Origin of the sequence: Xanthobacter autotrophicus (assembly GCF_030015065.1) — a bacterium.
GTDB lineage: Bacteria > Pseudomonadota > Alphaproteobacteria > Rhizobiales > Xanthobacteraceae > Xanthobacter > Xanthobacter autotrophicus_D.
Window position 1 is genome coordinate 25,249 of sequence record NZ_JAIVFN010000035.1, and the last position, 11,518, is coordinate 36,766.

At 68.8% G+C, this 11,518-nt stretch carries 10 protein-coding genes; 4 read left to right on the plus strand and 6 right to left on the minus strand.

Going from position 1 to position 11,518, the window contains the following annotated elements; all coding sequences use genetic code 11:
- The first annotated feature begins 3 nt into the window (after positions 1-3).
- Positions 4-1,968: an ABCB family ABC transporter ATP-binding protein/permease gene (locus tag K9U40_RS09505; protein ID WP_414114774.1), complete on the plus strand. Its 1,965-nt coding sequence runs from the start codon at positions 4-6 to the stop codon at positions 1,966-1,968.
- A 54-nt stretch (positions 1,969-2,022) separates the two neighbouring features.
- On the opposite strand, the gene K9U40_RS09510 is transcribed toward K9U40_RS09505, so the two are convergent.
- From K9U40_RS09510 to K9U40_RS09520, 3 genes are all read right to left on the minus strand, one after another.
- Positions 2,023-2,460: a VOC family protein gene (locus K9U40_RS09510; RefSeq protein ID WP_012116154.1), complete on the minus strand. Its 438-nt coding sequence runs from the start codon at positions 2,458-2,460 to the stop codon at positions 2,023-2,025.
- 92 nt (positions 2,461-2,552) lie between these two features.
- Positions 2,553-3,812 carry an RNA polymerase sigma factor gene (locus tag K9U40_RS09515; protein ID WP_282889955.1) on the minus strand — a complete coding sequence of 420 codons (1,260 nt, stop codon included), beginning with the start codon at positions 3,810-3,812 and terminating at the stop codon, positions 2,553-2,555.
- Positions 3,809-4,183 (minus strand): YciI family protein, encoded by a 375-nt coding sequence (locus tag K9U40_RS09520; RefSeq protein WP_282889956.1) that lies wholly within the window; start codon positions 4,181-4,183, stop codon positions 3,809-3,811. The genes K9U40_RS09515 and K9U40_RS09520 overlap by 4 nt, the downstream gene beginning before the upstream one ends.
- A 327-nt stretch (positions 4,184-4,510) precedes the next feature.
- Between K9U40_RS09520 and K9U40_RS09525 the strand changes: the two genes are divergently transcribed.
- Complete coding sequence (locus tag K9U40_RS09525; protein WP_282889957.1) at positions 4,511-4,708, plus strand: hypothetical protein; 198 nt, start codon at positions 4,511-4,513, stop codon at positions 4,706-4,708.
- A 102-nt stretch (positions 4,709-4,810) separates the two neighbouring features.
- On the opposite strand, the gene K9U40_RS09530 is transcribed toward K9U40_RS09525, so the two are convergent.
- The 3 genes from K9U40_RS09530 to K9U40_RS09540 form a co-directional block, all read right to left on the minus strand.
- Positions 4,811-6,319 (minus strand): carboxypeptidase M32, encoded by a 1,509-nt coding sequence (locus K9U40_RS09530; RefSeq protein WP_282889958.1) that lies wholly within the window; start codon positions 6,317-6,319, stop codon positions 4,811-4,813.
- Between the two features lie 188 nt (positions 6,320-6,507).
- Entirely contained in the window at positions 6,508-6,843 is a 336-nt protein-coding gene (locus K9U40_RS09535) for an antibiotic biosynthesis monooxygenase family protein (RefSeq protein ID WP_282889959.1), read from the minus strand.
- Between the two features lie 59 nt (positions 6,844-6,902).
- Positions 6,903-9,095 (minus strand): TonB-dependent hemoglobin/transferrin/lactoferrin family receptor, encoded by a 2,193-nt coding sequence (locus K9U40_RS09540; protein WP_282889960.1) that lies wholly within the window; start codon positions 9,093-9,095, stop codon positions 6,903-6,905.
- Positions 9,096-9,403: 308 nt separating this feature from the next.
- Between K9U40_RS09540 and K9U40_RS09545 the strand changes: the two genes are divergently transcribed.
- A complete protein-coding gene (locus K9U40_RS09545) occupies positions 9,404-10,315 on the plus strand; it encodes a heme/hemin ABC transporter substrate-binding protein (RefSeq protein WP_282889961.1) in 912 nt (303 codons plus the stop codon).
- Positions 10,316-10,332: 17 nt separating this feature from the next.
- Positions 10,333-11,400 carry a FecCD family ABC transporter permease gene (locus tag K9U40_RS09550; RefSeq protein ID WP_414115002.1) on the plus strand — a complete coding sequence of 356 codons (1,068 nt, stop codon included), beginning with the start codon at positions 10,333-10,335 and terminating at the stop codon, positions 11,398-11,400.
- The last annotated feature ends 118 nt before the right edge of the window (positions 11,401-11,518 follow it).

The following is an 11,518-nucleotide window of genomic DNA, read 5'->3' on the forward strand; positions in this document are numbered from 1 at the left end:
ATCATGCCCCAGATGCCCCCTCCCGCCGCCGGCTCCCGCCGACCTGCCGTTTCCGCCGACGCCCTGTTCAGCACCCTGCGCGGCCTGTGGCCCTATCTGTGGCCCGCTGGCCGGGCGGACCTGCGGGCGCGCGTCGTCGTCACCTTCGCCCTGCTGTTCGTCTCCAAGGGCGCGACGCTGGCGGTGCCCTTCCTGTTCAAATGGGCGACGGATGCGCTCACCGCCGAGGCCTCCTCCAGCGGTACCGGCGCGCCGACGCCCGCCTTCTGGGCCCTGGTGGTGGGCGCCCCGGTGGCGCTCACCCTTGCCTACGGCCTCGGGCGGATCCTGATGGCCGGCGTCACCCAGCTGCGCGACGGCATCTTCGCCAAGGTGGCGCTGAACGCGGTGCGGCGCCTCGCGCTCGAGACGTTCGAGCACATGCATGCCTTGTCGCTGCGCTTCCACCTGGAGCGCAAGACCGGCGGGCTCACCCGCGTGCTGGAGCGGGCGCGCTCGGGCATCGAGACCATCGTGCGCATGCTGGTGCTGCAGCTGGCGCCCACCATCGTCGAGCTGGCCATGGTCATCGGCGTGCTGTTCTTCGCCTTCGACTGGCGCTATGCGGCGGTGGTGGCGGTGACGGTCGTGCTCTATGGCCTGTTCACCTATTATGCCAGCGAGTGGCGGCTCTCCATCCGCAAGGAGATGAATGAAAGCGACACCGACGCTAATACAAAGGCGGTGGACAGCCTGCTCAACTACGAGACGGTGAAGTATTTCGGCGCCGAGCGCTGGGAAACCCAGCGTTACGACCGCTCCATGGCGCGCTACGAGAAGGCGACGGTGAACACCTATACTTCACTCGCCTGGCTAAATGCGGGGCAGGCGGTGATTTTTTCCATCGGCCTTGCGGCGGTGATGGTCATGTGCGTGCTGGATATTAGAGCCGGGCGGCAGACGGTGGGCTCCTTCGTCATGGTCAACGCCATGATGGTGCAGTTCTACATTCCGCTGAACTTCTTGGGGTTCATCTATCGCGAGATCAAGCAGGCCATCGTGGACATCGAGGCCATGTTTGCAGTGCTGGCGCAGGCTCCCGAGGTGCGGGACGCCTCCGGCGCACCCGAACTCGTCGTCTCCGGCGGGACAGTTCGGTTCGAGAACGTGCGCTTCTCCTATGATGCCGGCCGCGAGATCCTGAAGGGGGTGTCGTTCGAGGTGCCGGCGGGGCGGACGGTGGCCATCGTCGGACCGTCCGGGGCGGGCAAGTCCACCCTGTCGCGCCTGCTGTTCCGCTTCTACGATATCCAGTCCGGCCGCATCACCATCGACGGGCAGGACATCCGCGAGGTCCGGCAGGAGAGCCTGCGCGCGGCCATCGGCATGGTGCCGCAGGATACGGTGCTGTTCAACGACACCATCGCCTACAACATCCGCTACGGCCGCCCCGACGCCTCCGAGGCGGAGGTGGAGGAGGCGGCGCGCCTCGCCCAGATCGACGGCTTCATCCGCGCCACCCCCAAGGGCTACCGTACCGAGGTGGGTGAGCGCGGCCTGAAGCTCTCGGGCGGGGAGAAGCAGCGCGTCGCCATCGCCCGCACCATCCTGAAGGCGCCGCCCATCCTGGTGCTGGACGAGGCCACATCCGCCCTCGACAGCCACACCGAAAAGGACATCCAGGACGCCCTGGAGCGGGTGTCCGAGGGGCGCACCACCCTGGTCATCGCCCACCGGCTCTCCACCGTGGTGGCGGCGGACGAGATCCTGGTTCTGGCGGACGGGCGCGTCGCCGAGCGCGGCTGCCACGCGGAGCTTCTGGCCCGCGGCGGCCTTTATGCGGCGCTCTGGAACCGCCAGCGCGAGGCGGACGACGCGGCCCTGGCCCTCGCCCGGGCGCAGGCGGCCGAACTCGGCGTAGCCGAGGCCGGCGTGCCCCATCCGGACGAGGAAGGCATCAGCGAGGAGCGGGTGAGCGCGGTGAGCTGAGGGAAGCCTTTCGGCTCCGGTCAAGAACCGGAGCCGTTAGTATCTGGGCGGCTGTCAGTGCGGCTGGTTGAAGGCCCAGACGACGCCGAAGGGATCGCGCACCTGGGCGTAGCGGGCGCCCCAGAACATGTCGGACGGCGGCATCATGACGCTTGCCCCCGCCGCGACCGCCCGCTCGAACGCGGCGTCCGTGTCGGTCACGTGCAGGCTGAGATTGAAGCCGCCCAGCTTCTCGACAGGGCCGGCGCAGTATTCGGGATAAGGGTCGGCCAGCATCACCGAGCTGCCGTTGATGTAGAGGTGCACGTGCATGGTGCGGCCGCTGTCATCCGGGGGGATGGCGAAGGCGAGTTCCGCGCCGAGGGCGCTCTTGTAGAACTCGACCGCCTTCATGGCGCCGTCCACCGTCAGGTAGGCCGTGACGCCGCCCTTCACCGGGGGCATTGCGCTGAAATCGGCCGTGGGAGTGGTCGTCTCGGCGGTATCGGACATGGTCTTCCTCCTGCTGAAGCCCCGGAAAGGGGGCGCCCGTGCTTCAAGAACGTCTCGCGGGCCGGGGTCCCGACAGCCGGCGCGCACTTTTTTCAGGCCCCGGTCTCGGCCATCAGCCGGTCGAGATGGGTGCGGATGTGGTCGGCCTCGGCGGGCGTGTTGGCGAGGGCGATGGCGCGGTCGAAGGCTTCCCGCGCCTCCGCCCGCCGCCCCAGCTCCATGAGGAAAGCGCCGCGCGCCCCGAAATAGTGGAAATAGCCCGAAAGCTGCGGCGCCAGCGGCTCGATCATGGCGAGGGCCGCCTCGGCGCCCCTCACCTTGCTCACCGCCACGGCCCGGTTGAGCGTGACCACGGGGGAGGGCTGGAGATATTCCAGCGTCGCATAGAGCGCGTCGATCTGCGCCCAGTCCGTGTCCTCGGGCCGGGGCGCGCGGGCATGGAGGGCGGCGATGGCCGCCTGTACCTGATAGGCGCCGGGCCGGCGGTGACGCATGGCCTTGTCGATCAGGGCGAGGCCCTCGGTGATGCGGGCGCGGTCCCAACGGGAGCGGTCCTGCGCGTCCAGCAGGATCACACGGCCCTCGGCGTCGAAGCGGGCGGCGGCACGGGCGTGCTGGAGCAGGAGGAGGGCGTTGAGCCCCATGATCTCCGGCTCGGTGGGGAACAGGCGCAGCAGCAGCCGGGCGAGGCGGATGGCGTCGTCGCACAGGCTGGCCCGGTCCGGGTCGGGACCGGCCGAATAGCCCTCGTTGAACACGAGGTAGACCATGGCCGCCACGGTGCCCAGCCGTTCCGCCCGCTCCACCGGCCCCGGCGCCTCGAACGGCACGTCGGCCCTGGCGATGCGGGCCTTTGCCCTGGTGATGCGCTGCTCCATGGCAGCCTCGCTGACGAGAAAGGCGCGGGCGATCTGCTTCACCGACAGGCCGGAGACGATGCGCAATGCCAGCGCGATCTGCTGGGTCACCGGCAGTTCGCGATGGCAGCAGATGAACAGCAGGCGCAGCACGTCGTCGCGATAGTGGGAATTGTCCAGCCGCTCGGCGATGCCGGCTTCGGCGTCGTCGAGGTCGGAAAGCTGCTCGTCGGGGGGCAGGGGATCGTGCCGCGCCCTTTTACGGGCCCCGTCGAGGGCGGCGTTGCGGCCCACCAGGATCAGCCAGGCGGCGGGATCGCGCGGCGGCCCGTTCACCGGCCAGGTCCTGAGGGCGCGCAGGCAGGCTTCCTGAAAGGCCTCTTCCGCGGTGTCGAGGTCGCGGAAATAGCGCAGCAGGGCCGCCACCGCCTGGGGCCGCGCCGCGGTGAGCGCGCCGTTGATCCAGGCGGCATCGCCGAGCGCCGGCGTGGTCACGGGGCCACTCGCTGGTCCGGGAAGAACAGGCCCACCGGCCGGATTTCATAGGCGCCGCCGGGATTGGCGGCGGCGAGGTCGCGGGCGATGGCGAGGGCGTCGTCGAGGTCGGCGGCGTCCACGAGGTAGAAGCCGAGCAACTGTTCCTTGGTCTCGGCGAACGGCCCGTCGATGACGAGGGGCGGATCCTCGCTCTTGCGCAGGGTGGTGGCGGCGGTGGTGGGCAGGAGGCGCAGGGAGGCTCCCATCTTGCCCGCCTTGACCAGACGCTCCTGCACCACGGCGAGCTTCGCCATGACGGCGTCGTCCTCCTGCTTGCTCCAGGCGCAGACCACGTCTTCCTCATGGTAGCAAAGGATGGCGTACATCATGGGCGAGGCTCCCTGTCGTCGCTTCCCCGAGGACGCGGGAGTATGAGCATGGCCGACAGGCGGATGCAAAAATATGTCCTATGCACCTTGCTGCGACCCGCAGCCTTCGGGCGAGCCGGACAAAGCCCGGCTTCACGCCGGCGGACACGCATCCCGATCCCTATTTTTTCTTTATTTGGCGCCGACCTGCGCCGACTGGAACCTTAATGCCCGGGAGCCATATGGTCGCCTGTAGAGGATGGTCTGCCGCGCAAGGCGGCGCCGATCAGGGGTCGAAGCCCATTGTTTCCGGGCCCGCCTGTCGGCTCCATCCTCGTGGAGGACATGATGACTTGGAGCAAGATCCGAAGCTTCCTGCAGGCCCTGGACCAGCGGATGACCGACAACCTCGCCCATCGCGGCGAGCATTGGGTGCACGACCCCGAGGGGGAGCCGGCCCGGCCGGCGGTGGAAGCACGCGGCCGGCGCGCCGGCCGCTCCCAAGACGACGAACGTTTTCAGCCCCGGCGGCGCCTGATCGCCTGACATCCGCCGACACCGGCACAAGCGGCCCCGTGGCGCGGCCCCGATGGCGGACGCCGCCAAAGCGCAAGCCCGCCGCCGGCGGCAAGGCACCCGCAGCAGCCCTCACGCCGCCTGGTGCTGCTCCATCTCGCCGCCATAGCGCCGCACGAGATGGGCCTTGAACACGGCGGCATCGAGTGGCCGGCCGGTGGCGTGGGTCAGCAGCGCATCGGTCTCCATGAGCGAGCCCTGGCTGTGCACGTTGGTGCGCAGCCAGGACAGCAGGGGCTTGAAATCGCCGTGGGCGATGCCGGGCAGGATGGCCGCATCGGCCTTGCAGGCGGCGTCGAACAGCTGCGCCGCCGTCATGGCGCCGAGGGTGTAGGTGGGGAAATAGCCCCAGCCGCCGCTCGGCCAGTGAATGTCCTGCAGGCAGCCGAGGCGATCATCCGGCGGCACCACGCCGAGCAGCGATTTCATGCCCTCGGCCCAGGCGCCGGGCAGGTCGGCGAGCTTCATCTCGTCGCCGATCAGCGCCTTTTCCAGGCGATAGCGCAGGATGACATGGGCGGGATAGGTCACCTCGTCCGCATCCACGCGGATGAAGCCGCGCTCCACCCGGGTATAGGACCGCCACAGGGCCTCGGCCTCCCAGGCGGGTCCGGTGCCATTGAAGGCGGCGCGCATGCGGGGGGCGGCGAAGGTGAGGAATTCGCGGCTGCGGCAGGCCTGCATCTCCATCAGCAGGGACTGGCTCTCGTGCACGCTCATGGAGCGGGCCTGCCCCACCGGCTGGAAAATGTAGTCATGCGGACGGCCCTGCTCGTAGAGGGCATGGCCGGTCTCGTGCAGCACCCCCATGAGGGCCTTGGAGAAATTGGCCTCGTCATAGCGCGTGGTGATGCGCACGTCGTTGTCGGCCCCGCCGCAGAAGGGATGGGTGGAGACATCGAGGCGGCCGCGGTCGAAATCGAAGCCCACTGTCCTCATCATCTCGACGCCGAGGGCGCGCTGGGCCTCCACCGCGAACGGGCCGGACAAAGGCGGCGTCGCGGGGCGGCGGGCCTGCACCTCCAGCACCTCCTCGGTGAAGGCGGGCAGGAACCGGGCGAGATCGTCGAACAAAGCGTCGATGCGCGCGGAACGGCCGCCGGGCTCGTAGTCGTTCAACAGCGCGTCATAGGTGGAAAGGCCGAGCTTCTCGCCCTTGGCCCGGCCCATCTCGCGCTGCAGGCGCAGCACCTCCTCCAGATGGGGCAGGAGCGCGGGGAAATCCGCCTCGGCGCGCGCCGTGCGCCACGCCAGCTCGCATTTGGAGGAGGCTCTGCTCGCGGCATCCACGAGATCGGCGGGCAGAGCGGTCTGGACGGTGTATTGCCGCTCGATCTCGCGCACGTTGGCCTGTTCCCAGGGGGCGAGATCCTCGCCGGAGGCGGTGGCGAGCCAGTCGCCGATGCGCGGGTCGGTCACCATGCCGTGATGGAGCACCCGCAGCAGCGCCAGGCTCTCGGCGCGGGTGCCGGCGGCGCCCTTCGGCATCATGGTGTCGCTGTCCCATTGCAGGATGCCGATGCCGTTGCCGAGGGCGGCGGCGCGGGCGAAATGGGCGGAAAGCTCGGAATATGCGCTCATGGTTCTCAATGTCCTGATGGCCCGATGGCCGTGTTCGAAAGCGATGGGGCGACGGTAGAGAACCGCGCGGCTCAAGGAAAGGGCCGGGCCTCGGGCGCGGCGCGAGCCATGGCTGCGGCCAAAAGAAAACCCGGCGCGGGAGGACCCGGCCGGGTGGAGGTGCTCAGGGTAGAAGAAACGACGGCGGCTCAGGCCGCCTTCTCGCCGGGGGTCAGCGAGAGGACGGACTCGAATCCTTCAAACTCCGGACCGCCGATATAGTTCACGCGATTGGACGAAGATCCCGCATCGCGATGGGCGAGGCGGAAGGCTTCCGACTTGGTCCAGGCCTCGAAATCGGCCTTGGTCGCCCACACGGTGTGGGAAATGTAGAGGGTGTATTCGTCCTTCTCCGCACCGCGGCACAGGTCGAAGGCGACGAAGCCGGGAACCGCCGCGATGTAGGTGTCGCGCTCGCGCCAGACGCGCTCAAACTCGGCCTCCGAGCCGTGCTTCACCTTGAACCGGTTGGTGGCAATGAACATCTTGCATACTCCGACGTGTCGAAACGGATGGGGTGAATGGCTGCGCCGGACCGGCGTGGCTATTTGTAGACGGGGGCCGGTGTCGCCGCGGCGATGGTGTCGGCCCCGAACCGGATCTTGAGACCGCCCTTCACGGTGAGGCCGGCGCTCGGCAGGAACTGTTGATATTGAGTGTACTGCTCGTCGAGCAGGTTCTCAACGGAGAGGGACGCCAGCACGTTCTCGCTGGGCTGGTAGCCCACATAGGCGTTCACGAGGTTGAAGCTCGGCGTCGGCTCGTAGGGCGCGTCGGAGGGCATGTCGGCCGCGGTCACGGCGGCGACCCACTGCCATCGCACGGACACCGTCAGCTTCTTGTCGAGGAAACGCGCGCCGAGCGTTGCCGCCACGTTGTCCGGCATGGTGTTGGAGAGCGGCCCGCCGGTCTCGGCGTTCTCGCCCTCGGCCACGGTGACGTTGAAGCCGGCGAACCATGCCCCCGCATCGTAATTGCTTTCCAGCTCGAAGCCCTGCAGGTGCGCCTGGGCAATGTTCTGGTACTGGTAGTTGGCATAGGTGCCATACCGCGTCATCTGGTAGCCGACCAGCTCGATATAGTCGTCCACGTCGTTGCGGTAGATGTTGGCCTTGGCGCGGAACTTGTCGCCCTTCACGAAGATGTCGTCGAACTTGAGGTTGAGACCGAGTTCCTTGTTCTTGCCCACCTCGGGCTGGAGATAGGGGTTAGGCACGAAGCAGAACACGCCGTAGCTGCCGTCCGGGCAGAAGACGAGGGGGATGTTCGGCGGGTGCGCGCCGTTCACCAGGGTCTCGGTCACCGCCGGGGCGCGGTAGCCTTCGGCATAGGTGCCGTAGAAGGTGAGCCAGTTCCACGGCGTGATGCCCAGGGTGAACTTGGGCGAGAAGCGCTGGCCGTCGGTGGAGACGCCGTCGCCGTCGAGGCTGTAGGTGTCGTAGCGCACCGCCGCCTGTGCCTCCAGCCAGCTCGAATAATTGGCCTTCCACTGCACGAAGGCGCCGCCCACCCCGCGCTCGCCGGAGGGGTTGTAGCCGTCGCCGAAGCCGTAATCGTCCACATTGTCCACGTCGTCGTGGAAGTAGTCGCCGCCGATGGTGATGGCGTTGCGGATGTCGTTCCAGGTGAAGCGCGAGGTGTTGTTGGCGTCGAAGCCCAGGGTGTTGATGGTGAAATAGCGCGGATTGCCAATGGAGCCCGTCACCGTGCTCGCGGTGCCGGCGACCTTGATCTGATCCTGCTTCACCTTGTTCCAGTAGAGCGTGCTGCGCCAGTCGAACACATTGTCGTTGGGGTTGGTGTAGTTCCAGCTCGCGGTGGCGGTCTGGTTGAGAACGGTGGTGCCGTACTGGGTGGAGGAGGCGGGAATGTCGCCGTTCACCAGAGCGGCGTTGTAGGTGGTGTAGTCGGCCGAATAATTGAGGCCGGTGAACTTCACCTCGTGGAAGTCGGCCGGGCGGAAGGTGGCCTTGGCGATGCCGGTCCAGGTGTCGTAGCCGGTGCCGGGCACCACGTCGCCGTTGCCGTCCTTGTAGTCGCTCTGGGCGCGATAGGTGCCGCCCAGGAACAGGTCCACGTTCTGGCCCACGCGGGCGGCGGCGAAAAGGGCGCCGTAGCCCATGGGGCCGTTGGAGCCGAACTCGCCGGTGGATTCCACGCCCCAGGTCTGGCCCTTCCGGATGATGTCGTCGGCATCCTTGGTGCGCATGGCGACGACACCGCCGATGGCGCCCGACCCGTAGATGTTGGAGACCGGGCCGCGCACCACGTCCACGTCGGCGAGCAGGCCGGGCTCCAGGAAGAAGGAACCGGCGCCGGTGCCGTGGCCGAGCTGGGTGAAGTTCTGCCGCGCCCCGTCCACGAACACCGCCACGCGCCCGTAATCCTGCATGCCGCGGATGTTGATGGAAGCCTGGGTCGAGTTGCCGTTCTGGATCACCGTGGTGCCGGGCATGCCGAAGAACACGTCCTGCGTGCGCGACGGCATGAGCTGTTCGAGGTCGTCCTGGCGTACCACGCTGATGGCCGCGAGGGCATCGATGGCACGTTCCTGGGTGAGGCTGGCCGCCACCGTGATGGTGTCGAGCGAGATCTCGTCCTCCGTCGCGGCCGGCGCCGCGTTCTGGGCGAGCGCCGCACCCTCCATCCCGGCGAGCAGCGCGCAGGCGGCGACGCCCGGGCAAAGAAGCCTGCCGGTCCAAATGCTAACGCCCGCTCGTTGCGGCCTGAGCGCCATGATCGTCTCTCCGGAATCGGTTCGTGATCGGGCTGGCTACCGTCCGCGATCGCGGACGTGGCGCGCTGCGGGCATCCCCGCCTGTCCTTCCTGAGCTACCGTTCCGCCACATGGGCGTCAAGATTTTTACATGCTTATTGCCAATCAGATGAAATAACGTCACTCTTTGTGGCAGATAAACAACGGAATATGGCTGTTCTGAATTTTGATAAATTCAAAAAAGTGGAATCAATCCATGTGCAGCCAGCGCATCCGGCATGAAATGGAAGTTTTCTAATTCAATGATCAGGCCATTTCGACTCCATGTCATGCATGTTCTTCTTGGTGTGTCCATGGCGCTCCTGGGGGCGGCGTCCGGCCTCGCGGCCGCGGAGGTCCGGGGCCGGACGGCGGCCGATACGTCCCGCATCGTCTCCATCGGCGGGGCGGTGACGGAGATCCTGTTCGCGCTCGGCCTCGGCGACCGCGTCGTGGCGGTGGACCAGACCAGCCGCTATCCCGCCGCCGCGCGGCAGCGGCCTGACGTGGGCTATTCCCGCGCCTTGTCGCCGGAGGGCGTCCTCTCCATCGGACCAAGCCTGATTCTGGCGGCGGAGGGGGCGGGGCCGCGCTCCACCCTCGATGTGCTGGAGCACGCCTCCGTGCCGGTGGTGCTCATTCCCGAGGCCCATGACAAGGCCGGCGTGCTGGCGAAGATCGCGGCGGTGGCGAAGGCGGTGGGCGAGGAGGAGAGGGGCCGGGCGCTTGCGGCCGAGGTGGCGGCGGATTTCGCGGCGGTGGAGGAGATGGTGGCGGCCCTGCCGGGCCGGCCCCGCGCGGTCTTCGTGCTCTCCGCGTCCGGCGGGGCGGCGGTGGTGGGCGGTGCCGACACCAGCGCCGATGCCATCTTCCGCCTCGCCGGCGTCACCAATGCCATGGCCGCCATCAAGGGCTTCAAGCCGGCCCTGGACGAGGCGGCCATGGTGGCCGAGCCCGAGGCGGTGGTGGTGATGCAGGGCGGCGGCCAGGTGCTGGATGCCGACACCGTGTTCTCCTTGCCGGCCTTCGCCGGCACGCCGGCCGCGCGCGAGCGCCGGCTGGTGGCCATGCCCGGCTCCTATCTGCTGGGCTTCGGCCCGCGGGCGCCGCGGGCCGCGCGGGATCTCGCCGCCGCGCTTCATCCCGGCGCGCGCCTGCCGGAGCTGCCGCCCCGTCTTTGGAGCGTGGAAAAGGAGCAATAAGCGTGGAGCACGTCACCATGGCCGCTCCGGCGGAGATCGCATCCGGCCGGCCGGTGAGGGCGGGGCTGATCCTGTTCGCGCTTCTGGCGGGCGCAGCCTTTGTCGGGGCGCTCGCCATCGGCCCCTTCACCATCGCGCCGGGGCGGGTGCTGGCCATCCTGTGGGATGTCGTGACGGGCAATGCAGCGCCATCCGCCGCCCTGCGGGAGCGCATCGTGGTGCTCGACGTGCGCTTTCCCCGCGCCGTGCTGGGCGCGCTCACCGGGGCGGGCACGGCGGTGGCCGGTGCGGTGATGCAGGGTGTGTTCCGCAATCCATTGGCCGATCCCGGCCTCGTGGGCGTCGCCCCCGGCGCGGCGCTGGCGGCGGTGGCCTTCGTGGTGTTCGGCGCGCCGCTGGCGGTGTTGCTGCCGGCGCCGCTCCAGGCGCTGGGCCTGCCGCTCGCGGCCTTCGCCGGCGGGCTCGGCACCACGCTTCTCATTGCCCGCCTTGCCGCGCGCGACGGGCGCACGCAGGTGGCGACCCTGCTGTTCGCCGGCCTCGCCCTGGGCGCGCTGGCGAGCGCGGGGACGGGGGTGATGGTCTTTCTCGCCTCCGAGCAGCAGACCCGCGAATTCCTGTTCTGGACCCTGGGCAGCCTCGGCGGCGCCACCTGGCTGAAGGCGGCGCTGGCGGCGCCCTTCGTGCTGGGCCTCCTGGTGGCGTCGGTCTTCCTCGCCCGCGGCCTCGACGCGCTGGCGCTGGGGGAGGCGGAGGCGTTCCACGCCGGCGTTTCGGTGGAGCGGCTGAAGCGCGGTGCGGTCATCGCCGTGGCGGCCGGGGTCGGCGCCTCGGTGGCGGCGGCGGGCGTGGTGGGCTTCATCGGGCTGGTGGTGCCGCATCTGGCGCGGCTGGTGGTGGGGCCGTCCCACCGGGTGCTCCTGCCCGCATCCGCCTTGCTGGGCGTTGCGGTGCTGCTCGGCGCCGACATCCTGGCGCGGATGATCGCCGCCCCCGCCGAACTGCCGCTGGGCGTGGTCACCGCTTTGGTGGGCGCGCCCTTCTTCCTGTGGCTGCTGCTGCGCCGGCGGGCCTTTGTCGGATGAGGGGGCGGGCGAAGATGTATCGGGCCGAAAGCGTGAGCGTTGCGGCCGGCGGCCGTCTGCTGGTGGAGGATGCCAGCCTTGCCGTCCATCCGGGGCGGGTGACGGTGCTGGTGGGGCC

Excerpts from the sequence above, each read along its gene's own strand:
- K9U40_RS09505 (WP_414114774.1), top strand. The coding sequence starts at position 4 with ATGCCCCAGATGCCCCCTCCCGCCGCCGGCTCCCGCCGACCTGCCGTT.
- K9U40_RS09510 (WP_012116154.1), bottom strand. The coding sequence starts at position 2,460 with ATGTCCGATACCGCCGAGACGACCACTCCCACGGCCGATTTCAGCGCA.
- K9U40_RS09520 (WP_282889956.1), bottom strand. The coding sequence starts at position 4,183 with ATGATGTACGCCATCCTTTGCTACCATGAGGAAGACGTGGTCTGCGCC.
- K9U40_RS09525 (WP_282889957.1), top strand. The coding sequence starts at position 4,511 with ATGACTTGGAGCAAGATCCGAAGCTTCCTGCAGGCCCTGGACCAGCGG.
- K9U40_RS09530 (WP_282889958.1), bottom strand. The coding sequence starts at position 6,319 with ATGAGCGCATATTCCGAGCTTTCCGCCCATTTCGCCCGCGCCGCCGCC.
- K9U40_RS09535 (WP_282889959.1), bottom strand. The coding sequence starts at position 6,843 with ATGTTCATTGCCACCAACCGGTTCAAGGTGAAGCACGGCTCGGAGGCC.
- K9U40_RS09540 (WP_282889960.1), bottom strand. The coding sequence starts at position 9,095 with ATGGCGCTCAGGCCGCAACGAGCGGGCGTTAGCATTTGGACCGGCAGG.
- K9U40_RS09545 (WP_282889961.1), top strand. The coding sequence starts at position 9,404 with ATGCATGTTCTTCTTGGTGTGTCCATGGCGCTCCTGGGGGCGGCGTCC.
- K9U40_RS09550 (WP_414115002.1), top strand. The coding sequence starts at position 10,333 with ATGGCCGCTCCGGCGGAGATCGCATCCGGCCGGCCGGTGAGGGCGGGG.